The organism is Sediminicola luteus (genome assembly GCF_002514735.1).
Taxonomy (GTDB): domain Bacteria; phylum Bacteroidota; class Bacteroidia; order Flavobacteriales; family Flavobacteriaceae; genus HQA918.
In genome coordinates this window covers 329,821-353,034 of record NZ_NBWU01000004.1, presented here as the reverse complement: position 1 = coordinate 353,034, position 23,214 = coordinate 329,821, and the positions used below count along the sequence as shown (strand labels likewise).

At 42.9% G+C, this 23,214-nt stretch carries 22 protein-coding genes; 18 read left to right on the top strand and 4 right to left on the bottom strand.

What is annotated here, in order from left to right:
* Positions 1–310 precede the first annotated feature (310 nt).
* The 9 genes from B7P33_RS13845 (at position 311) to B7P33_RS13805 (ending at position 8,290) form a co-directional block, all read left to right on the top strand.
* Complete coding sequence (locus tag B7P33_RS13845; protein WP_097442609.1) at positions 311–1,249, top strand: hypothetical protein; 939 nt, start codon at positions 311–313, stop codon at positions 1,247–1,249.
* Positions 1,250–1,252: 3 nt separating this feature from the next.
* Positions 1,253–1,675 (top strand): PaaI family thioesterase, encoded by a 423-nt coding sequence (locus tag B7P33_RS13840; RefSeq protein WP_097442608.1) that lies wholly within the window; start codon positions 1,253–1,255, stop codon positions 1,673–1,675.
* Positions 1,675–2,724 (top strand): chorismate-binding protein, encoded by a 1,050-nt coding sequence (locus B7P33_RS13835; protein ID WP_097442607.1) that lies wholly within the window; start codon positions 1,675–1,677, stop codon positions 2,722–2,724. The genes B7P33_RS13840 and B7P33_RS13835 overlap by 1 nt, the downstream gene beginning before the upstream one ends.
* 68 nt (positions 2,725–2,792) lie before the next feature.
* Positions 2,793–4,538 (top strand): 2-succinyl-5-enolpyruvyl-6-hydroxy-3-cyclohexene-1-carboxylic-acid synthase, encoded by a 1,746-nt coding sequence (gene menD, locus B7P33_RS13830; protein ID WP_097442997.1) that lies wholly within the window; start codon positions 2,793–2,795, stop codon positions 4,536–4,538.
* 35 nt (positions 4,539–4,573) lie between these two features.
* The gene (locus tag B7P33_RS13825) at positions 4,574–4,915 is read left to right on the top strand and encodes a DUF2853 family protein (RefSeq protein ID WP_097442606.1); all 342 of its coding nucleotides are present in this window, start codon (positions 4,574–4,576) and stop codon (positions 4,913–4,915) included.
* A 78-nt stretch (positions 4,916–4,993) separates the two neighbouring features.
* Positions 4,994–5,827 (top strand): CvfB family protein, encoded by an 834-nt coding sequence (locus B7P33_RS13820; protein ID WP_097442605.1) that lies wholly within the window; start codon positions 4,994–4,996, stop codon positions 5,825–5,827.
* 160 nt (positions 5,828–5,987) lie between these two features.
* Positions 5,988–6,590, top strand: a complete 603-nt coding sequence (locus B7P33_RS13815) for an SPOR domain-containing protein (protein WP_097442604.1) — start codon at positions 5,988–5,990, stop codon at positions 6,588–6,590.
* 6 nt (positions 6,591–6,596) lie between these two features.
* Complete coding sequence (gene menA / locus B7P33_RS13810) at positions 6,597–7,517, top strand: 1,4-dihydroxy-2-naphthoate octaprenyltransferase (protein WP_097442603.1); 921 nt, start codon at positions 6,597–6,599, stop codon at positions 7,515–7,517.
* 17 nt (positions 7,518–7,534) lie between these two features.
* Positions 7,535–8,290, top strand: coding sequence for a LytR/AlgR family response regulator transcription factor (locus B7P33_RS13805; protein WP_097442995.1), 756 nt, complete (start codon positions 7,535–7,537; stop codon positions 8,288–8,290).
* Positions 8,291–8,589: 299 nt separating this feature from the next.
* Here the strand turns inward: B7P33_RS13805 and B7P33_RS13800 are convergent, their stop codons facing one another.
* Together B7P33_RS13800 and B7P33_RS13795 are read right to left on the bottom strand one after the other, a co-directional pair.
* The gene (locus B7P33_RS13800) at positions 8,590–9,015 is read right to left on the bottom strand and encodes a type II toxin-antitoxin system VapC family toxin (protein ID WP_097442602.1); all 426 of its coding nucleotides are present in this window, start codon (positions 9,013–9,015) and stop codon (positions 8,590–8,592) included.
* A complete protein-coding gene (locus B7P33_RS13795; protein WP_097442601.1) occupies positions 9,012–9,257 on the bottom strand; it encodes a DUF6364 family protein in 246 nt (81 codons plus the stop codon). The genes B7P33_RS13800 and B7P33_RS13795 overlap by 4 nt, the downstream gene beginning before the upstream one ends.
* 1,046 nt (positions 9,258–10,303) lie before the next feature.
* Between B7P33_RS13795 and B7P33_RS13790 the strand changes: the two genes are divergently transcribed.
* Positions 10,304–12,223, top strand: coding sequence for a sensor histidine kinase (locus tag B7P33_RS13790; RefSeq protein WP_245871796.1), 1,920 nt, complete (start codon positions 10,304–10,306; stop codon positions 12,221–12,223).
* Between the two features lie 161 nt (positions 12,224–12,384).
* Positions 12,385–13,065: a metal-dependent hydrolase gene (locus B7P33_RS13785; RefSeq protein ID WP_097442599.1), complete on the top strand. Its 681-nt coding sequence runs from the start codon at positions 12,385–12,387 to the stop codon at positions 13,063–13,065.
* Between the two features lie 74 nt (positions 13,066–13,139).
* On the opposite strand, the gene B7P33_RS13780 is transcribed toward B7P33_RS13785, so the two are convergent.
* A complete protein-coding gene (locus B7P33_RS13780) occupies positions 13,140–13,931 on the bottom strand; it encodes an SDR family oxidoreductase (RefSeq protein WP_097442598.1) in 792 nt (263 codons plus the stop codon).
* 83 nt (positions 13,932–14,014) lie between these two features.
* Here B7P33_RS13780 and B7P33_RS13775 point away from each other — a divergent pair, with 83 nt between their 5' ends.
* The 6 genes from B7P33_RS13775 (at position 14,015) to B7P33_RS13750 (ending at position 20,319) form a co-directional block, all read left to right on the top strand.
* Positions 14,015–15,061, top strand: coding sequence for an o-succinylbenzoate synthase (locus tag B7P33_RS13775; protein WP_097442597.1), 1,047 nt, complete (start codon positions 14,015–14,017; stop codon positions 15,059–15,061).
* Positions 15,052–15,972 (top strand): CPBP family intramembrane glutamic endopeptidase, encoded by a 921-nt coding sequence (locus tag B7P33_RS13770; RefSeq protein WP_097442596.1) that lies wholly within the window; start codon positions 15,052–15,054, stop codon positions 15,970–15,972. The genes B7P33_RS13775 and B7P33_RS13770 overlap by 10 nt, the downstream gene beginning before the upstream one ends.
* 4 nt (positions 15,973–15,976) lie before the next feature.
* A complete protein-coding gene (locus B7P33_RS13765; protein WP_172435954.1) occupies positions 15,977–17,023 on the top strand; it encodes an AMP-binding protein in 1,047 nt (348 codons plus the stop codon).
* An 81-nt stretch (positions 17,024–17,104) separates the two neighbouring features.
* A complete protein-coding gene (locus B7P33_RS13760) occupies positions 17,105–18,457 on the top strand; it encodes a M24 family metallopeptidase (RefSeq protein WP_097442594.1) in 1,353 nt (450 codons plus the stop codon).
* A 122-nt stretch (positions 18,458–18,579) separates the two neighbouring features.
* The gene (locus B7P33_RS13755; RefSeq protein WP_141402490.1) at positions 18,580–19,554 is read left to right on the top strand and encodes a carboxylesterase family protein; all 975 of its coding nucleotides are present in this window, start codon (positions 18,580–18,582) and stop codon (positions 19,552–19,554) included.
* A 273-nt stretch (positions 19,555–19,827) separates the two neighbouring features.
* The gene (locus B7P33_RS13750; protein WP_097442592.1) at positions 19,828–20,319 is read left to right on the top strand and encodes a YybH family protein; all 492 of its coding nucleotides are present in this window, start codon (positions 19,828–19,830) and stop codon (positions 20,317–20,319) included.
* Between the two features lie 80 nt (positions 20,320–20,399).
* Here the strand turns inward: B7P33_RS13750 and B7P33_RS13745 are convergent, their stop codons facing one another.
* A complete protein-coding gene (locus B7P33_RS13745) occupies positions 20,400–22,028 on the bottom strand; it encodes an acyl-CoA carboxylase subunit beta (protein WP_097442591.1) in 1,629 nt (542 codons plus the stop codon).
* Positions 22,029–22,214: 186 nt separating this feature from the next.
* Between B7P33_RS13745 and B7P33_RS13740 the strand changes: the two genes are divergently transcribed.
* Positions 22,215–23,198 carry a Gfo/Idh/MocA family protein gene (locus tag B7P33_RS13740; protein ID WP_097442993.1) on the top strand — a complete coding sequence of 328 codons (984 nt, stop codon included), beginning with the start codon at positions 22,215–22,217 and terminating at the stop codon, positions 23,196–23,198.
* Positions 23,199–23,214 lie beyond the last annotated feature (16 nt).

Here is a 23,214-nt window from a genome sequence, read left to right as displayed (position 1 = left end):
TCATTTTCAAATCGGACATTATCAAATTACCAAAGGGCATCGATTTATAGTTGTAATTACACAGAGTTCCACGGAGTAGACGCAGAGTTTCACAGAGGTGTTTTTTATCAATTAAACTTCGCATTTATTTGCCCTCACCCCAACCCTCTCCCGCAGGAGAGGGAGCAAATATGATTTTGACCACTTTTTGAGCCTTATAAATCCCGATTAAACGATTCAAAAACTTTCCGGACCATTTTCAAATTTTCAAATCGTCTAATTATCAAATTACCCCATTGCCACATTAATCAATTAACCGTACTTTTATGGGATGCGAACAAACCAACTCATCGGGTCGTTGACAGGGCTTTTACTGGGGCCTTTGTTGTCGGTCAATGCGCAGGAAATCAAGACTTTTCAAGTGTCCGACTTCGACCTTCGCGGCCCAGTGGAACATTGTAAGGTAAAGACCCATTACGGGCGTGAGGAGTATTTTTTCGACCCCGAAGGGCGTTTGATCAAATCGATTACCCAGTATAACGATACCGATTACGATACCACCCATTACAAATTCGAGCAAGGATTCTTGACCGAGAAACGCGATGAGCAATACCGCGACGGACAGTTTCAGCAACAGACCTCCATTGCGCATTTCTATAGTTTAGATACCACGGCAAACCGATTGATTACTGAAAAAGTGGTGTCTTATGCCAAGGAATTCCTGCATCAGAACGAGCATTCGTATAATGACCAGCAGCAATTGGAGAGCATCCACCAAGTAGGCAATACCGGTATCGATAAAACTTCTTTGGCCTATGAAAGTTACAAAGATGAGCGCACGGTATCTTATCTGCATAACGGTACCTTGGAACGTTCGCAACGTGTATCCTACAAAAAACAAAAAGGAAAACAGATCCGTATAGAGCTCGACAAAACCTATCTAGAAGGTATGCCCACCAAGGCAGAGGAACGCAAATATGGCGAAAATGGGGTTTTATTGGAGAAAACCGAGTTCGAATATAACCAGGCCGAAGGCCAATTCGTGCCTCAACGGAAATACGGCTATAGCTATAATGAAAACCAAGATGTGGCCGCTGAGACCTTGGAGCGGGGGAAGCAGCAATCTAAAAAGGAATATATCTACCAGTACGATAGTAGTCCCTATGTGAATTGGGTAAAACAGATCGTTACCCCAGACAATAACTATACCACACGAAAGATTACCTATTATACGTCTGAAGCAGAAACAGAAGGCGACAAAAAAGAATAAATTATGCAAATGGATAAGGAAGCTTGGTTGGCTAAATGCAATGCGGCCTGCGCCAATACCTTAATGGAGACTTTAGAGATCAAATACACCGATATAGGGGAAGATTATGTGGTGGCCAGTATGCCGGTAAACCCTAGGGTACATCAGCCCGACGGGGTATTGCACGGGGGCGCTATGGTGGCCTTGGCCGAAAGTGTGGGCAGTGTGGCCTCTTTTTTATTCGTAGATGGTAGTAAATATATGGTACGGGGCATAGAAATCTCGGCCAATCATGTAAAGAGTATCCGAGAGGGCATGGTTTATGCCAAAGCCAAAGTGGTGCATAAAGGCCGAACTACCCAATTGTGGGAAATCAGGTTAACGGACGAAGCCGAAAACCTGATCTCTATATGTAAACTTACCACCTTGGCCTTACCCAGAAAGTAATGCGGAAATCTACTTTGGCCCATTGGCAAAAAGCGGTAGATCAAGGCCTTCCTTTTGTACTCTACAGAAAACCTGCCCAAGGAAAGGTACGGTTATGGCAGCAACAATCGGTAGCCTTGCATACGATGCATCCGGAAAGCCGAGGATTTGTAATGGCGCCGTTTAGCCCCACTGAGCCTTCCTACGTTTTTAGCCCTGATGTACTGACTGATTTTGAATGGCCCAGAGAACAACGGACTGGTGGATATGATTTTTCGGCCGATGCCGATGCGGTGGCTCAAAACCAGCATATAAATTTAGTAAGCCAAGGCATTGATGCCATAAAAAAAGGTGTCTTCGAAAAGGTGGTGCTTTCCCGGAAGTGGTGTACCACCCATAAAAAAGATCCACTTACCCTGTTTACGGCCTTGTTAGATAGTTATCCCCAAGCTTTTTGTTACCTCTGGTATCATCCTAAAGTTGGCATGTGGGCCGGGGCGAGTCCGGAGTTGTTACTGAAAACCAAAGCCGGAAGTTTACAGACCATGGCCTTAGCGGGTACCCAACAAGTACAAGGCGAAACCGACCCCCAGTGGACTCCAAAGGAAATAGAAGAGCAGGCCATAGTCAGCCGTTATCTGCAGCAACGTTTAGATCCTTGGCTTACCGAAATGGAATTGGATGGGCCTGAGAATGTAAAGAGTGGTCATTTATGGCATATTTGCACCCACTTAAAAGGGCAATACCACCGGGCTGATTTTAATAGAATTCTGGAGCAGTTACATCCCACACCGGCCGTATGCGGCCATCCGAAAGAAAAGGCGCAAGCTTTTATACTGGCCCATGAAGGGTACGATCGTAAGTTTTATACGGGCTTTTTTGGTGAGTTGAATATGGGCGAAGCTGGTGCCGATCAAAGCGAACTTTATGTAAACCTTCGCTGTATGGAACTTCGTGGCCAAGTGGCCGATATATATGTGGGAGGAGGCATTACCATAGATTCCGATCCCGAAAAAGAATGGGACGAAACGGTGAAAAAAAGCCGGGCTATGGGTAAAGTGCTGCAATAAGGGTATTTTTGTACTTGCCTTTAAGCTCAGATAAGGGCAAGAACAAAACTGAATCGAATAGCTATCGGATGAATATATCCAATATACCCTTGGCCCAACAACTTGTTGGTAGTTGTAAAGCGGCCGGAGTCAAACATATCGTAATTTCGCCAGGCTCAAGAAATGCCCCGTTGACCCTTAGTTTTACCGAAGCCCCCTTTTTTAAGTGTTTCAGTATTGTCGATGAGCGTTCGGCCGGATTTTTCGCTATGGGTATGGCCCAGCAATTACAAGAACCGGTGGTTTTGGTATGTACATCGGGTAGTGCGGTTCTGAATTATTATCCGGCCATAGCTGAGGCCTTTTATAGTCGTATTCCCTTAATCGTAATTTCTGCCGATAGGCCCGCCTATAAGGTAGATATCGGCGACGGACAGGTTATTCGGCAAAAAGGGGTGTATGCCAACCATATCGGCTATTCGGTGAGTTTACGCCAAGATGTATCGCATGCCACCGAGACTTATGCCCAATGTAACCCCGATGTAGATTTATCCGCATGGCCTAGAAAACAAGAGCAGCTTGCCATCGAAAACCAAGACGACATTTTTCAGGCCCTTCAAATCGCTTGGCAAGAGAAATTACCGGTGCATTTAAACGCTCCCTTTGAAGAACCCTTATATGGTCTGACCTCTTCAGATATAGACATACCCAGATGGGAAATACCAGCTGTTGAAATCATAGCTAGCGACCAAATACAGGCGATGTCAAAAAAATGGCAAGAGAGTAGTAAAAAGCTGGTTTTGATCGGTTCATTGGCCCCGGGCCAAATCAATCAAAGCATTTTAGAGGTATTGGCCAACGATCCATCGGTCTTGGTATTGACCGAAACCACGGCCAATGTACAGCATCCTAATTTTGTGTGCAGTATCGATTCCCTTTTGGTGCCTATTGAAAAATCGGAAGAGAGACAGCGGTTATCCGAAGCCTTCAGGCCCGATATCGTTTTGTCTTTGGGCGGTATGCTGGTCTCGAAAAAGATAAAGGCCTTGCTACGCGATTTTCCACCGAAATCCCATTGGCAAGTGGGCCATGCCAAAATGGACACCTTTTTTGCCCTCGATACCTTTATCAAAGGGGAAGCTTCCGCATTCTTGGAAAGTGTTACGGCCGATTATAAAAAAATACCTAGTGATTATCGGTCCTTTTGGCTAGGTCGGTTTAAAGCGCATAGGAGCAAACGAGAAACATATTTGAAGGCCTTGGAATTTTCCGACTTTAAGGTACATGCACAAATTTATGATAGTATCCCAGAGGGCTTTCAGTTGCAATTATCGAACAGCTCTACCATTCGCTATGCCCAACTTTTCGACCAAAAGGCCGGGGTATCCATATTTTGTAATCGGGGTACCAGCGGTATAGAAGGCAGTACCTCTACGGCGGTAGGGGCCGCTTATGTTACCAAGGGTCCTTCGGTTTTGGTGACCGGAGACCTTAGTTTTTTCTATGATTCCAATGCCTTTTGGAATGCTTATGTACGGCCCGATTTTAGGGTGATTTTAATCAATAATGGGGGAGGGGGTATTTTTAGGATACTTCCTGGAGATAAAACAAAAAATGCCTTTGAGACCTATTTTGAGACCACCCACGGCCATAATGCCCAATCTATATGCCAACAATTTGGCTTTGAATATCTTGAAGCATCAAATCAGCAAGAGTTGGGTCCAGCCCTGAAGAAACTATACGAACCGCATAAAAACCCTGTGTTGTTGGAGGTTAGCACCCCTCGAATTAAAAACGATAAAATTTTGCTCGAATATTTTGATTTCCTATCTTAGGACATTATTAATCTAAATTCTCAGCACTAACAATCATGAGCAAAAGAGACGAATTAATCGAAAAGTACGCCGCGGACCTAAAAGACAAATTCGGTGAAAATGCCGACATGGACCTTTTGACCAAGGTAACCATCGGTTTGGGCCCAGCCGTTTATAACAACGATGCCTCTAAAGTATCCGGAAGCGATGATAAAGAGTTGGAAACCATCAAAAACAACTTCTTGATCAAAAAATTAGGAATGGATGACAGTCCAGCCTTAATGGATGCTATTAAAAGTGTGGTTACCGAGTACGGTTCTTCCGTAAAGAACAAGCACCGCGCCGTGGTTTATTATAAACTGGCCAAGCATTTCGGTAAGGAATCCGCTTATAACTAAGAGACCTGACCAAAAAAGTACTGAAGCCATTCCGTTTTGCGGAATGGCTTTTTTATTTTTGCCCTTTAATTTGAACCCATGATAGAACTTGGTAATTACAATAACCTACGCATTGAACGTGCCACCAGTGTCGGACTCTTTTTAAGCGATAGGGAGGGAACAGAGATCTTGTTGCCCAGTAAATATGTGCCCCAAGACTATGAAATGGAGGGCGATTTAGAGGTGTTCTGCTATTTAGATCATATGGAAAGGCCCATTGCCACGACCTTAAAACCCCATATTAAACGTAATGGTTTCGCTTTTCTAAAAGTAGCCACCTTAGATCGTATTGGCGCCTTTTTGGATTGGGGCCTTGAAAAACATCTATTCGTACCCTTTGCCCATCAAAAAGACCGCATGCAAGAAGGGGAATCGTATGTGGTACATTGTACCATGGATGAGAAGTCGGGCCGATTGATCGGTTCGTCTCGTCTAAACCGATTCTTGACCATGGCCGATACTCCGGATTTGGAACCACGACAAAAAGTGGCGCTTTTGGTAAGCCGAAGTACGGATCTGGGGTGGGAAGTTATTGTTGATCAAAAATATAAAGGCCTTGTTTTTCATGATCAGGTATTCCAAGAGATACGGATTGGGCAATCTTTGACTGGTTATGTAAAAGAGGTAAGGGCCGATAATAAACTCGATATTTCCCTACAACCCTTAGGGGCCGATGCCCTAGAGCCCCACGCGGCTTTGATCGTTGATGCCTTAAAGGCCTCAGGAGGCTTTTTAGACCTTCACGATAAATCGGATCCGGAGGATATTAAACAACGTTTGGGTCTGAGCAAGAAGGCTTTTAAACGAGCCGTAGGGACACTTTACAAGAATCGTGTCATTCGATTGGATGCCGAAGGGATTCATCTTAATTAGAAGTATTTGAAATGGGCTTTGCAATGATAACGCTTGTTTTCGTTAATAGCGTTATGTGTTTTTATACAAAACATTGATTTGAAGGTGGTTATTGATTAAAATTTTGTTAATTTAGCCTTTCCGCTATTTTTGCGGTAGCCAACGAATAATACCGAACACTATGCCCTTTATAGAAGAAAGCGACCTTTTAGATCTTCATAAAGATTTAGATAAGTCCCAGATAATAAACGAACGTTTGCTCGACCAAATAAAAGTCAAGAATAAAGAGCTTAAAAAGAGTAAGATACAGCGCAACGTATTGGCTGTGTTTACTACCATGATTTTGATTGGCGGTCTGGCCATTTTCTCTTTTACCGCCGGGCTTTCGCAATCTTCAAACGCCATGGTCGATAATCAACATGTGCTCATGTCCATCGATAGTGTAGATGCCTATAGGGCCCGTTTGGAGACCTTGCGTAAAAAGAACGACGAACTTAGTCTGGTAAAAGAGTTTTATCTGGCCAAAAAATTCATTGAAAACGAGACTATATATAGCGTACAGGTAAAATCTTTGGTAGATAAAAACCTGAGCCTTACCTCCGAGGGTCTAACCAACACCTTATTAGTTAAAAATAATCCGTTTTATGCCTATTCCGTTGGTAATTTCGAGACTTTGCAAGAAGCCCAGACTTTCCGTCGTGAATTGGTTAAAATCGGTTTCCCCGATGCCTTTGTAGCTTCTTATAAAGACGGGAAACGGTTAAAAATAGAATCACCAAACTAAGTACTATTGCCTACAAAATTGAAAAGTTGGGTCAGTGCGGCCCGGCTTAGAACACTTCCCTTATCCCTGTCCGGGATTATCACGGGTACTGCCATCGCTAAAATTTACGGCTACTACGATACCTCGATTTTTGTGGCGGCCTTATTGACCACGGTGGCCTTTCAGATAACCTCCAATTTTGCCAACGATTATGGCGATGGGGTAAAAGGTACCGATAACGAAGACCGTATTGGACCCCAACGCGCCATGCAAAGCGGGGCTTTATCTGCCCAAGAACTCAAAAGGGGGATATGGGTAGCGATTGGTGTCAGTCTGATTTTGGTGGTGTTGACCATTCTTTTGGCCTTTGGCTGGCAAGCTTGGCCGCGGTTATTGGTATTTTTCTTGTTGGGCGGACTCAGTATTTGGGCCGCGATCCGCTATACGGTGGGGGAGCAGGCCTATGGCTACAGAGGCCTTGGCGATCTTTTCGTCTTTTTGTTCTTTGGGGTTCTGGCTGTTTGTGGTACTACCTATTTGTATACAAAAACATTCATGGTCATTTCCCTATTGCCCGCATTAACTATCGGGGCCCTCAGTGTGGCGGTATTGAACCTAAACAACCTTAGAGATCATCTTTCCGATAAAAAAGCGGGAAAAAATACTTTGGTTGTGAAAATGGGGTATGACAAGGGTAAACTTTTTCATGTACTATTAATACTATTAGCCCTTTTGGGTATGGTTTTGTTTGGGTACTTGAATGCTGTTTGTAGCACCTATTGGCATCTTCTGGTTTTTCTACCTATACTTTGGCAGCTGCGTAGGGTTTGGTTACAAGAAGAACCCGTTAAGCTAGACCCTGAGTTAAAGGTTTTGGCGCTGAGTACCTTTGCTTTGGCCTTGGCCTTCTATATGGATTACCATTATTTTTGTATTTTCGTAGAATAACCATTAATCAACTAACATTGGAAAGACCTATTAAAATCTTGATCGTCGAGGATAACGTGATTATTGCCGACGATATGCAGTCTATGTTGGAGGAAATCGGATACGAGATTGTCGATAACGTAATCGTATACGAGCAAGCGGTTGAAGTATTAAAGAAAGAACAGGTAGATCTTGTACTGATCGATATCATTTTGGCTTCGGACAAAACCGGTATCGATTTGGGTAAGCATATTCGTAAGAACTATAATATCCCTTTTATATTCGTTACCTCAAATTCCGATAGGGCCACGGTAGAAAATGCCAAAAGTGTAAAGCCAAACGGCTATTTGGTAAAACCTTTCGAGCAACAAGATCTATATACCTCTATAGAAATCGCCTTATCGAACTTTAATTATGCGGCCGACAAACCGAAAGGTACCCAGGCCCATGACGAAGGTGAGGTAGCCATGTCGAATTCGGTACTAAAGGATTCGATTTTTGTAAAGAAACAACATTTATATTATCGTATTCCCTTTAAAGACATTATGTTCATAAAGGCAGATAATGTATATCTAGAGGTTAATACGGCCGAACGTAAGTTTTTGGTTCGATCACCCTTAAAGGATTATTTAGGCAAATTGCCACAGAACAAATTTTACAGGGCACATAAATCCTATATCGTAAATGTAGACTTTATCGATGCAATCAATTCCAAGGATATTATGATCAACAATACTTTGATTCCGATTTCCAAAGAGTTTAAGGAGTTCATCATTTCCTCGATGAATTCTTAACAAACGTTTTTAGATAATATGAAAAGGTTCCGTTTTGGGGCCTTTTTTGTTTTAGGGGCTATAGGCACCGCTTAAAGTAGTATCACTGAGTTTCACAGAGCTGTTTTTATCGATTAAAGAATTAAACGATTCCACAATAATCAATCATAAATATTCGATGAACAATTCGAACTGTAACTTCAACTTCGTGCTTTGAATCTCATACTTTTTTTCCATTTTCGAATCTTCAAAATAACGAATAGTAGTACTGTTAGGCTAGTTTTGGAAGAACTGGCTGTGACTTTTCGAGGGATGTATTTTTAGTCATTGGTATTTTTATCAGCTAGAAATTCCTTGGCAGATAAAACAGGGATTTTAGAGTTTTTGAAATCCTTTTTATTTCTTGTGATTATGATGTCAATTCCGTTTTCTAAGGCTGAATAGTATTGAAGTCCATCTTCAAAGTCAGGAAATCGTTCATCGCTCAAAGCTAAATCGGTTATTTTGTCGTCTAAACTCAATAATTCTACCAAAACCTTGAATTTTCTTAGTATTTCTCTTGCCTCTTTTGGTGATTTCAGTTTTGAAAGAATGTAGTTCGTATTCGCAAATGAAAGGGAAGAAATCGTCAGCCTAAGCTCTTTTTTGTCTGCACGAGAGAATAAATCAGCCGCTTCATCGTAGAATTTATCTCTTTTCGATAAAAGGTCAATTACAATATTTGTGTCAATTAGTAAGCGGCTCATTTGTACTTCTCAATCAGGTATTTGCCGTATTCGTCTTTTATATCGAAGTCTTCATCAAGTGAAATAACGCCACTTAGGCTTTCAACTAAAGGTGTTATATGGGTGGATTCCTTTTTTTGTTTGATCAATGAACTTAAATATGATTCAATGAGTTTGGATAAGCTAATATTATTTGATTTAGCATATTTTTTTGCGTTTTCAATTATTGCTTGGTCAAGACTTAATGTAAGTTTTTTGTCCATAATCGTAGATTTACGTATAAAATTACGAATATATTACGTGTAATCCTTCTTTAGGATAGGTTTTTTGCTTTTTGCCAATTGATAACCCATATCTTCAAATTAACGAATTGCTTTACAGTTACATCGGTTAAGTAACACGGGTTGACACGAATTTCGCGAATTAGCACGAATACTTGTATTCTCCTTCTAAGGCCATTTTAATATCTACGAAAGAAGTAGTTGTAAGGTGTTTCATAGAGTTGTTTTTCTATCGATTATACTTTTATTCTTGTTTTTCGTGACTAATAACCCTCACCCCAACCCTCTCCCGCAGGAGAGGGAGCTGGTCATATATACCTTCAAAATTAGTCTAATAAGTATGGATTCAACAATAAACGATTCCGCAATAATCGATAAACAATTCGACCCATACTTCCCATTCTATTATCAAATCTTCAAATTAACCAATTGCTACATTGGTAAATCGGTACATTATTAAATTGATATAGGTATTCTTAAATTTTTACTTCGCACCTCGTCCATCCACCTTCGTACTTCAAATTCACCTCATTTTCCATTTTCACAACAGATTTTGCCGGGTTGACAACAATAAGTTTCCTAAAACGACTTGCTGTCATACATTTACATCGTAATACAAAACAAATAGTTAGTTATTTTCATTTTCATATAGTGTTCTCGTAAAAAAGTCCTGACGTCAAAATCAGGACTTTTTTTATGGCCATAATCGATGAATAACACTATTCGCATTCAAAATTGCGCTTCACAACAAAAATTGATAGGTTCACAACAATAATCAGAAAAAGTAGGTACTTCAACCTACATTTGACCACAGATATAAGACCCCAAATCTTATCACTAAATTTTACCTACTAAAGGCTGTGCCAATACCGCACGGCCTTTTTTTAATGTTTTGGCACAGGGCAACATTTGTAGGAACTTGAAGTTATACATGATATATTTGGTGTTTGCCCGCAATCAAATAGAAAAATGGTAAGTCCCACATACCTAGTATTCATATGATGCCTACAAAGCACATTTTCCTTGCTATGTTATCCGTATTCCTGCTGCAGGAGGCGGTTGCCCAATATGAAGATACTTCCCAATCGCCCTTGGATCGGTTCAATAAAACCGTAGATACCCAGGATAAATTCGATTACTTTTTTGAAGAACACCATAAGTATGGCGAGCATTCGGCCTATGATTGGCTCGATATCGTTAATGGGCTTATCAATACCAAAACGACCAACGATTCTGTTTCCCTTCCATATTTCAAGATAATTCAGGCTCAATTGTATTATGATATTGGTGATTATGATAAGTCGATTGCTTTGGCGGGGGAAGAGTATAAAAATTTGGATCGTTTGCATAAAGATGCGCAAGGCCGGTTATTACAAGTCTTGGATGCCGGTTACGAACGATTAGAGCTCTACAGTAAACAATTAGAGATACGTAAGCAGAAAAAAGATCTCGGTTTTACCGATCAGATCGCTTCCTATGATATTTATTCCAATTTAGGTTTGCACCGTAAGGCCATGGAAGATTATATCATGGATCAGAAAAAAACCTTAGGGGATAACCTGTATTTCCATGCCGTATACCATAATAATGTGGGTAATTATCTACGACTGGATAATTCGGCATCCGTAGCCTTGATAAAATACAGGGAAGCTAAAGGGCATATTGAAGCCTATCTCAACAATGTAACCCAGGGTAAAACCCAAGGCGAACTGTTGCGTGCCCAACTATTAAAAGGTGTGGTAGAGGGTAATATCGGTAAATGTTATGCCCAACTACGTCGGCATGAAGAAGCGATTCCTTGGTTGGAATCGAGCATTACCCTGATACAAGAGTTCAGTAAGGGTAAACATTCGCCCGAAATGGCCAATAATATGTTGGAGATTGCCGATTGTTACCTTCAAGTAGAAGATTACAATTTGGCGAAAGAATTTCTCGATAAAATCAGTGGTCCTATATCGGTACCCGGACAATTGCGTAGAAATGCACTTTTGGCTGGTTTTTACGACCGCAATGAAGACTATAAAAATGCGGCTTTTTACCTAAAGAAAAATGTGCATATACGCGATTCGATGAAAGAACACGAGAGCGAACTGAAAAAACAACAGTTGGCTACCGTGGTAGAAATGGATCTGGCCATGCAGAAAAAGGAGATGGAAAAGCAAAAAGAACAACTCGAACTCTCCCGCACCGAAATTCAAGCCAAGGACGAGCGTATTAACTTCGTGTTCATTTCCTTGATTTTTGCCCTGCTAGGTTTTACGGGACTTGGCTATGCTTATCTGAAAAGTGTAAAAAACCAACGCCTGATCGCAGAGCAAAACCACATTATTGAAGCCTCGTTGGTAGAGAAGGATTCCTTACTCAAAGAGATTCACCATAGGGTGAAGAACAACCTGCAAATGGTGTCGAGTTTGTTGAGTCTGCAAACCAAGAATACCAAAAGCAAAGCGGCTATAGATGCCTTAGAAGAGGGTAAGAGTAGGGTAAAGGCCATGGCCTTGATCCACCAAAAACTATATCAGAACGACGACCTTAGTGTTATTGAAATGCAGAGTTATATCGAAAGTCTGATCAACAGTGTGCAATCGGTCTTTAAAAAAGGCGGACATAATATTAATATTACCATCGATGCCGAAGGGGTAGAGCTCGATATCGACCGGGCCATTCCGTTCGGGCTCATACTCAACGAACTCGTATCGAATTCATTCAAGTATGCTTTCCCAGAGAATGATGAAAATGGGAAAATCTATATCCATCTTCGAAAAAACGACGAGCAGGGGTATTTCGAGTATACCGACAACGGGGTTGGTCTACCCGAAGATGCCGAAGACCGTGCCTATTCTTCCATGGGTATCCGTTTAATGAATCGTTTGGTGAACCAACTGCAATCTTCCCTGAACATAGACAAGCCTGAGAAAGGGGTACGTTTTTGGTTCAATTTCAAGTAGCGTTAATCTTCAAAGGACGATAAGAAAGTCTCCTGCTTTTTCAGGAGATAAGGCTTTTTTTACCCCTACTATAAGGGTAAAAGGAAAGTAGCCATATTTATTCCCTACATTATTATGTGTTGGCGATTTCTTGTTTTATTTTTGGGTAAATCCTTCGCCTTATGCAAATCACTTTCTTAGGACACGCTTCCTTGCTTATCGAAATAGCCGAAACCCGTATTGTTGTCGATCCCTTTATCTCTGCCAATGAATTGGCCCAAGGAAAGGTGGATCTAGACGCTTTACAACCTGATTATATTTTGCTTACCCATGCCCATCAAGATCATATATTAGATGTTGAGGTATTGGCCGCCCAAAAAGGGGCGACTATAATCAGCAATTACGAGATCGTGACCCATTATGGCAATAAAGGTCTAAAAGGGCACCCTTTAAACCATGGTGGAAGCTGGGATTTTGATTTTGGCCGTATAAAATATGTGAACGCTATACATACCTCTTCCTTTCCGGATGGTAGCTATGGCGGACAACCGGGTGGATTTATCTTAAGTGCCCAAGGAAAAAACATATATATAGCTGGCGATACCGCCCTGACCATGGATATGAAACTGATACCTATGTTCCTTACCCTCGATTTGGCCATTCTACCTATTGGCGACAACTTTACCATGGGGGTAGACGAGGCCTTGATCGCTTCCGACTTTGTAAAATGTAACCAGATACTGGGTTACCATTACGATACTTTTGGTTATATTAAAATAAATCATGCCGAAGCCCAGGCGGCCTTTGAAGGTCAGGATAAAACCTTGCATCTTTTGGATATAGGGGCATCAATGACAATATAATTTAAATGGTTGATTGTTCTTTAGGGGTTTGAACTGAAGTAAAACTCAATTTTCTTCCCAATCCCAAATCTCCATTAAGTCACCTTAGAGCGTAAGACCATTTTGTGTAGTAGTTTCGGGAAAAAGCGTTTTACATAAACGCCCATGGTCTCAAATCCACCGATATAGACCTCGAATTTTTTCTTGGCGATGGCCTTGGCCATTTTTTGTGCCAATACCTTGGGGTCCATACCTTGTTCTATGGTTTCGTCATTATAGCCTTGGGCGGCACCTGTTCCGGTAAGCGCATTTAAGGCCACATTGGTATTTACAAAGCCCGGACAGATCATGGTTACCGAAACACCGTCTTTTTCGTGTTCCATTCGCAGTACATCGAAAAAGCCATGAAGGGCGTGTTTAGATCCACAATAGCCCGATCGGTACATTGACCCAAACCTACCCATAACCGAGGTTACCACGGCAAAATGACCATGGCCTTGTTCAATAAAATAGGGCAGAAGGGCCTTAGTCAAGGCCAAGGTGCCTATGTAATTGATGTCTACCAGGGTTTTATACACCGACAATTCGGTTTCCATGATCTTGGAGCGTTGGCTAATCCCTGCGTTATTTACCAAAATATCGATAGGGCCAAATATCTCCAAGGCCTGTTTTACCTTGTTATGCATACTTTCGGTATCGGCCAGATCTAGGGGCAGTACACCTACTTGGCCGGAATTTTCGCATTGTTCCTTTACTTTTTTAAGGGCATCTTCGCGCCGGGCCGAGATAATGACATAATGTCCTTGTTTGGCGTAGTAGTAGGTAAGGGCCTCACCAATGCCCGAAGAGGCGCCGGTAATCCAAATGGTTTTTGGTTGTGCTTTCATTTATTGTAGGTTTAGGGTAGGGCATTCTCAATTTTACATGCTGCCCGAACCCAGAAAAGATAGTAAATTTGGCGGTATTGATTATGAAAGCCAGTTACGCATCCTATTTATTGGATTTTAAAAGACCCAGTGGTACCTCAAGAGGGGTGCTGCACCAAAAAGAAACTTTCTTTCTAAAATTAGAGGAAGGAGATAAGGTAGGTTATGGGGAATGCGGTCTTTTTCGTGGACTAAGTGCCGATGACAGAACCGATTATGAATCACGATTGCAATGGGTTTGCGAGCATATCCATTTGGGGCTAGAAGCCCTTTGGGAGGCCAATCGGGCCTATCCGTCCATTCAATTTGGTCTGGAACAGGCCTTTTTATCGCTGGCCCGGGAATCTCCTTTCGTACTTTTTCCCTCGGCATTTGTCAATGGCGAAGCCGGCATTCCGATCAATGGTTTGGTTTGGATGGGCGATATCGCTTTTATGGAAAAACAAATCGCTGAAAAAATCGAAGCCGGATTTTCTTGTATTAAACTAAAAATTGGGGTCGATTTTGAAAAGGAACTCGATTTATTGGCCAAGGTACGACGTAGTTTTTCGAAGAGCGATATCGAATTACGGGTCGATGCCAATGGGGCTTTCACCCCAGATTTGGCTATGGATAATCTTAAAAGACTGGCCGAATTGGATTTACACTCCATAGAACAGCCTATTAAACAAGGACAATGGGATGCCATGGCCCATTTATGTGCCGAAACGCCATTGCCCATTGCCTTAGATGAAGAACTTATTGGCATTGGCGATGTAACGGAAAAGCAAAAACTGCTACAAACCATACAACCCCATTACATCATTTTAAAACCTAGCCTTATTGGCGGATTTAAAGGGAGTACGGAATGGATCCAAGGGGCCGAAAAATTAGGAATAGGTTGGTGGGTAACCTCGGCCCTAGAAAGTAATGTGGGCTTAAATGCCATTGCCCAGTGGACTTTCGGTTTGCATAACCCCATGCCACAAGGTTTGGGTACCGGAGCTTTGTTTACCAATAATATCCAAGCTCCGCTGGCTGTTGAGAAAGGTAAGTTGTGGTATACCGATTTAATGTGGAATAGAAAAATACTTGATAATTTATGTTTATAGAACAAGGATATAGGGGCAAGCTAGGGGTTTGGAAATTCTTTTTAATCCCCGTCTGTTTTCTCGGACTGATGGGTGCCAATTATGTAGCGCTTCAATTTATCGATGACCCCGAGGCCATGATTCGGGAATCGGTGGCTTTGATGGGCGAAAACCTATTTCTACTTTTTAACCTGATTCCTTTGGCCGCTGGTCTGTTTTTGGTTTGGTTGTGGGTAAAATATGCCCATCCGCAGTCCATAACCTCGTTGACTACTTCCCGAAAGAAAGTAGACTGGAAACGTATAGGTTTTGCTTTCGGACTTTGGGCCTTGATTTCTGGGGGCATGGTAGCCTTGGATGTATCTTTGAACCCCGATTCGTATGTGTACAATTTCCAGTTGGATAAATTCGTGATCTTGGCCATCATCGCAATAACCTTGATTCCGTTGCAGACCAGCTTTGAGGAATACCTTTTTCGGGCGCATTTGTTACAGGGCTTGGGTATTCTTACCAAAACCCGTTGGGTACCTTTGTTCGTCACCTCCATTTTGTTCGGCATTATGCATATGGGGAATCCGGAGGTTATGAAATTGGGCCCGGGGATTATGATCTTTTATATCGGTACCGGTTTCTTTTTGGGTATCATCACCCTCTTGGACGAAGGTCTCGAATTGGCCTTAGGGTTTCATGCGGCCAATAATCTGGTAACCGCTTTGTTGGTTACGGCCGATTGGACCGCCTTCCAAACTGCATCGATCTATAAAGATGTAGCCGAGCCAACCCTGAATTGGGAGATCCTGATACCGGTTTTGGTCATTTACCCCATATTGATTCTCATTTTTGCGAAAAAATATGGGTGGACCCAATTCAAGGAAAAACTGTTCGGGCGCGTATTAACGGCCGATGAGGCTCGACCTCTTTTGGAAAATTAAACCTATGCACATCCACCTCGATTTCGCTTTGAATGGTAGGCCTTTGAATTATACAGGCCTAATGGCTCAGGTAGAAGCTTGGTCGAATGGGGACCCATACAAAAAAGCGATAGCCAGTTTTCTTAGCGATTGGTTTAATGCTTCAGATGAGGTGGTGGTACATACTTCGGGCTCTACGGGCAAGCCCAAACCCATACACTTACAAAAAGCGCATATGAAAGCCTCGGCCCGGGCCACGGCTTCATTTTTTGGTACGTTTGCGGGAACTAAAGCCCTGTTGTGCTTATCGGCCGATTATATCGCCGGAAAAATGATGTGGGTCAGGGCATTGGAATTGGGCTGGGATCTCCATATAGTTCCCCCAAGTAATGGGTTGACGGAAATTAACAGTGCCTTTGATTTTGTGGCCATGGTGCCCATGCAGGTACAGGCCAATCTAAATCTGATAGATCATTTTAAAACCCTGATTGTAGGTGGGGCACCTATGTCCGAAGACCTCAAGAATGCAGTACGGCCTAAAAAAGTTTCGGTGTTTGAGACTTATGGTATGACGGAGACCATAACCCATATCGCCCTCAAATCCGTTACTGGAAAAGAAAAGTGTTTTAGGGCCTTAAGTGGGGTAAGTTTTAGTCTTGATTCCCGTGGATGCTTGGTAATTGACGCTCCTAACATTGCTAACGAAAAGATAGTGACCAACGATTTGGTACGTTTAGGTTCACCCACAACCTTCGAATGGTTAGGTAGGGCCGATAATGTCATTAATTCCGGTGGGGTTAAACTGATCCCTGAGCAGATAGAAAAAGTTATTAGCCCCTATGTTTCCTATCGATTCTTTTTAAGTGGAATGCCCCATCCTTCCTTAGGCGAGCAACTGGTGTTAATGGTGGAAACCAAAGCAGCTCCAGTAGAAATCGAGGAAATGCTGGCACAAATTTCATGGCCCCATGTCTATTGGCGGCCAAAACAACTGTTCTGTACTCCTCGGTTCATAGAGACCCCTTCAGGCAAAATCGATAGAAACCGAAGCAAAAAGGCTTTGGGACTATAACAAAGCGCCTTATATTTAGGGAAGCTGCCATATTTCTACTTTGTTCGTATAAGTTTAAACCACTTCAATAACCTATAACCTATGAAATTCATTTATCTCAGCTTGATCTTTTTTTTGTTGACACCGACCCTAAACGCTCAAAAGATTCTCCCAGAACGTGAACGAGCCGAAGTGGTAGATGCCGTACTTAACGAACGATTTACCCATCTTTTGCCCAGATTGATGGATGAGACCGGTATTGATATGTGGCTCGTTATTTCTCGAGAGTATAACGAAGACCCGGTTATTAAAACCATGCTTCCGGCTACTTGGCTTAATGCCCGTAGACGCACCATACTGTTGTTTTATAGGGATAAGGCCAAGGATACCTTAGAACGTTTGGCCGTGGCCCGTTATAATGTGGGGAAAAACATCCGTTCGGCCTGGGATAAGGAAAAACAGCCCGATCAATGGCAACGCTTGATGGAATTGATCCAAGAACGGAACCCCCAAAAGATCGGATTGAATTATTCCACCGATATGAATATTGCCGACGGACTGGTTAAGACCGATTATGAGGAGTTTATGGCCGTATTACCTAAAAAGTATCATAAAAAAGTGGTGTCTGCCGAAGATCTTGCCGTACGCTGGATCGAGACCCGAACCCCTCGGGAAATGGTGTTGTACCAGCAATTGGCCGAGATTACCCATAACATTATCGCAGAGGCCTTTTCTACCCAAGTGATTACCCCTGGGGTGACCACTACCACCGATGTGGAATGGTGGATGCGTCAAAAAGTGACCGATTTGGGCTTGGAGACTTGGTTTCACCCCACCATAGATGTACAACGTTCCAACGAAAGCTTGGTCAATCATATTACTTCGTTTTCCAACCGACCTGAAGACATGGTCATTTTGCCTGGGGATTTGCTGCATTGTGATTTTGGTATAAGCTATCTAAACCTCAATACCGATTGCCAAGAAATGGCTTATGTACTACAACCTACCGAAAAGGAGGCTCCTGCCTTTTTAAAACGGGCTTTTGCCCAAGGCAATGGGGTTCAGGATGCACTCACCGACCAAATGAAAATCGGAAAAACTGGTAATCAGATTCTGGCCGATGCCCTGGCTCAAGCCAAATCGGCCGGACTGCAACCGGCCATATATACCCATCCGTTAAGCCTTTATGGCCATTCGGCGGGTACTACCATTGGTATGTGGGATAGCCAAGGCGGGGTATTCAAAAAAGATGGTGAAGCCTGGCCCTTACAGCCCCATACCACCTATGCCATAGAATTGAATGCCACGGTGGATTTGCCCGAATGGGGACGTTCGGTACGTATAATGCTCGAAGAGGCGGGCTACGTTGGTGAAAAGGGCTTTGAATACTACATCCATGGTCGCCAAAAAGAATTGTTGCTCATTCCGTCGAATGCGGCGCATTTGGGTCAGTAAAACTATTGTAAATTAAAGTCGTTTAGGGTTTTTATTGGGTTAACGGTCTAAACAATAGTAGGTTTGTGGTGTGGAATGCTATATTACTGTGGTGAATAGCAATCCATTCAAACCACTCTATCATGTCAATCAAAAAACTTCTATTTTCTTTTTTTCTGATTTGTTTTATGGCCGCGGCCCAACAGCAAACTGAAAACTTTTCACTCGATATCGAATATTTAAAATATCTACCCAAAGACTATCAGGCCGATGGGGATAAAAAATGGCCACTTTTGGTATTTCTGCATGGGGCTGGGGAACGCGGTACCGATATCGAAAAAATCAAGGTTCATGGCCCACCCATGTTAATTGAGCAAGGAAAAGACTTTCCGTTTATCGTGGTTTCGCCCCAAGCTAAAAAATACGGATGGGAACCCATGTTGCTTCGGGAAATGATCCGTAATCTAATGGAAACCGAAGCGGTTGATCCAGACCGTGTGTATTTAACGGGCTTAAGTATGGGCGGTTATGGCACTTGGCGTTTGGCGGCAGAGAATCCGGGTATGTTTGCTGCCATAGTTCCTATTTGTGGTGGTGGAAACCCTGAGGATGTTTGGAAATTAAGACATATGCCTACCTGGGTCTTTCATGGAGCCAAAGACGGAATTGTACCGCTCTCCGCATCCGAAAGTATGGTAAAACCACTTCAAAAAATCAACGACCAAGTGAAGTTTACCGTATATCCGGAAACTTATCACGATAGCTGGATCCAAGCCTATAACGACCCCAAGTTGTATGAGTGGTTATTACAGCAGAAACGATTTCAATTTACCCCAATTACCGTACCCGCCAATGATTTGGTTTCTTATGAAGGGGACTATAGAGCGGAGGATGCTGCTTTAGGGGAAAAGGTTTCCTTTACCGTTAAAGACGGCCAGCTACAATTTAGTTTTAATGATCGTTCCATGCCATTGTATCCTTTTGAACAAGATAAATTCTATCTAAGTCCGAAAGCCCAGCTGGAATTCCATTTTATTAAGGATGAAAATGGAAAAGTAACCCAGGTCGATGTGTATCAGGACCGTATCCGCTCCTTAAAAAAGTTGGAAACCGAATAGTATTTTGATGCTATATCTTGGGTTTCCAGTATTTGATGCCTATAAATACCTAAATGTTAATCGAATATTGTAATTCGCTTTAAAACAGATGGTTACATTGTTGTATGCAAGAATAGTTATAGCGCAATTAGGCTAGGGCTAATTTGGTCATAGCCTTAAGAGAAATAGTACAATGTATTCTTTAGGATTCATACTAAACTTGTGATGCTTCTTAATAATGGAGTTAAAAAATTCAAGGAATAACCATTAATCACAGTTTTAAAAGAATGCCTTATGAAAACAAAAATCGTATTATTTTCCGCACTTATTTTCGGATTGGTCTTAGTATGTTGTAGCGCCGATGATGTTACCCCCACCGATTTGATCAGTAATGAGTTTCCTAAAGAAAAACAGGAGGTAATGGAAACCTTTGGCGCCATAGCCCAAAGTATTAAAGATGGGGATCTGGATAAACTCATTTCTTTCCATGCCTATGGACCCAAATTCACCGAATTTAAGAATGGCGAACCCCGTAATGGTGACAAAGAAAACGAGGCGCATGAGCGTAGCGTTTTCGGTTCGGTGACCGAGGTGGTAAAATTCGATGCCAAAGACCTAAAAATTGCCGTCTATGGCGAAGTGGCCAATTTGACCTTTCATTCCGATTTTCATTTAAAGTTTGGCGAAGATCTGGTTGTGGTCAATGATCAGATTACCTTACTTTTCGTTAAAACCGCGGATGGTTGGAAAATGGTACACGAGCATCATAGTCCATTAAAGCAATAGAAACAGTATACTTAAATTTAAAAGGCACAAATGGTTCGTTTGTGCCTTTTTTATGCGATAGTTTCTTACTTTTTCAAAAACTAGACTTGAATCACCCCAAGATTAAAAGGTTTTTCGATAGGGGCATGGTTGGCCGCTTCAATACCCATTGATATCCAGGTACGGGTGTCCAAAGGGTCTATGATGCCGTCTGTCCATAGGCGGGCAGCGGCGTAGTATGGAGAGACCTGTTCGTCGTATCTGGATTTTATTTTTTCAAATAGGGCTTTTTCGTCGGCCTCGCTCAATTGCTCACCTTTCTTTTTTAAGGTGGCCGTTTCAATTTGCAATAGTACTTTGGCTGCCGAGGCCCCGCTCATTACGGCCAATTCGGCACTGGGCCAGGCGGCTATCAATCTTGGGTCATAGGCTTTACCACACATGGCATAGTTACCGGCCCCATAACTGTTGCCGATGACAATGGTAAACTTGGGCACCACCGAATTACTGACGGCATTCACCATTTTGGCGCCATCCTTAATTATTCCGCCATGCTCACTTTTGCTCCCGACCATAAAACCGGTAACATCTTGTAAAAACACCAAAGGAATTTTCTTTTGGTTGCAATTGGCTATAAAACGGGTAGCCTTATCGGCCGAGTCGGAATAAATGACCCCGCCAAATTGCATTTCCCCTTTTTTATTCTTGACCACCTTACGTTGGTTGGCTACGATACCTACGGCCCAACCATCGATTCGGGCATACCCACAGATCAATGTTTGTCCGTAACCTTCTTTATAGGCCTCGAATTCCGAATCGTCTACCAAACGCTCGATAATATCCATCATATCGTATTGGCTAGAACGGGCATGGGGTAACAATCCAAAGATTTCTTGGGGGTCTTTGGCAGGTTTTTTGGCACTAATACGGTTGTACCCGGCCTTGTCAAAATCGCCGATCTTACCCATTATGTTCTTAATTGTGTCCAAGGCATCTTTGTCGTCCTTGGCCTTATAATCGGTAACCCCGCTGATTTCGCAGTGGGTAGTGGCACCACCAAGGGTCTCATTATCGATTTCTTCGCCAATGGCGGCTTTTACTAAATAGCTTCCGGCCAAAAAGATGCTTCCGGTCTTATCAACGATCAAAGCTTCATCGCTCATTATGGGCAAATAGGCACCTCCGGCCACACAACTGCCCATTACGGCGGCTATTTGGGTAATGCCCATACTGCTCATTTGGGCGTTATTCCGAAAAATGCGCCCAAAATGTTCTTTATCCGGAAAAATCTCATCTTGCATGGGCAGGTACACCCCGGCACTATCTACCAAATAAATAATCGGTAGGCGGTTTTCCATGGCGATTTCCTGGGCCCTCAGGTTCTTTTTTCCGGTTATGGGAAACCAAGCCCCGGCCTTGACCGTGGCATCGTTGGCCACCACCATACATTGTTTGCCGGAGACATAACCGATTTTTACCACCACACCACCAGAGGGGCAGCCCCCATGCTCGGCATACATGCCATCGCCGGCCAAAGCACCGATTTCTATAGCATCGCGACCTTCGTCCAATAAATAGTCGATCCGTTCCCGGGCGGTGAGTTTGTTTTGGGCGTGCAGTTTGGCGATCCGTTTTTCGCCCCCGCCCAATTTTACTTGGTTCAACTTTTTGCGAAGTGCCGACAATTGTAGTTTGTTACGGTCTTCGTTTTTGTTAAAGTTAAGGTCCATATATATGTGGTATTGCTCAGTGTTGCAGTAAAGATACGGAGGAATATTGATTCGTAACCGCTATTCCAATGGCTCCCAAAAGCCCCTTGTTTTAATCGTATAACCATCAAGGGGTTATTGTTTGTGGGGAAGGGGTTCGGAAAGAAGTTGTATTCAATGCTTACCTTTGGGAAAAACCGATTTAGCTTGAAAGAAACCATAAAATGGGGTATCGTAGGCCCCGGAAAAATTGCACATAAGTTCGCTGCCGATCTCCTTTTGGTCCATGGGGCGGAACTCACGGCCGTGGCTTCACGGAATTTGGAAAGGGCACAAGCTTTTGCCCAAACCTATGGAGCTACCGACGCCTATGGGAGTTACGAAGAATTATTTAGCGAGGCCCAGGTAGACGTAGTCTATATCGCTACACCACATACCTCACATGCCCAGTTGAGCAGGGCTGCATTACAAAATGGTAAGGCCGTTTTATGTGAAAAGCCCATGGGTATGAATAGGTCAGAGGTAGCCTCGGTAATCGAGGTGGCCCAAGCATCAGGTAAATTCTTTATGGAAGCCTTGTGGAGCCGATTTAATCCTAACCTTAAAAAAGTATACGCCTTGGTCGCCGAAGGAAAATTGGGTAAAGTTAGTTATCTGAATGCCGATTTTGCATTTTACGGACTCGATTTTGGTGCTACAAGTAGGGTGTTAGACCCGCAATTGGGTGGGGGTAGCCTTTTGGATATCGGTATCTATCCCATATTCTTAAGTTATATGCTGTTCGGTAAACCCGATAGGCTGGCCGCCCATAGCCGAATGGACGAAAGGGGTACCGAGATACAGACTTCCATGTTGTTTAGTGGGACCGACTGGCATGCCGTTTTGTATAGTGGATTAAACACCAAATCGCGTATGGAAGCGGAGATTCAAGGTGATAAGGGCAGTATCTATATCGATGGCCGTTGGCACGAAGCGCGGGGTTTTACCCTTGAAAATGGCGAAACTTCCGAAAAGATAGTTTTAGAGGTGCAGGGTAATGGGTATTGCGACGAGATTAGGGAAGTAAACCAATGTTTGAGGCATGGGCAGACCCAAAGTGCCTTATGGAGCCATCAGAACTCGCTTGATCTTAGCGAATTGTTGGATCGGGTGCGGGCTGCTGCTGGAATCCGCTTTCCTTTTGAAGGATAAATAGGGTGAAAACCTA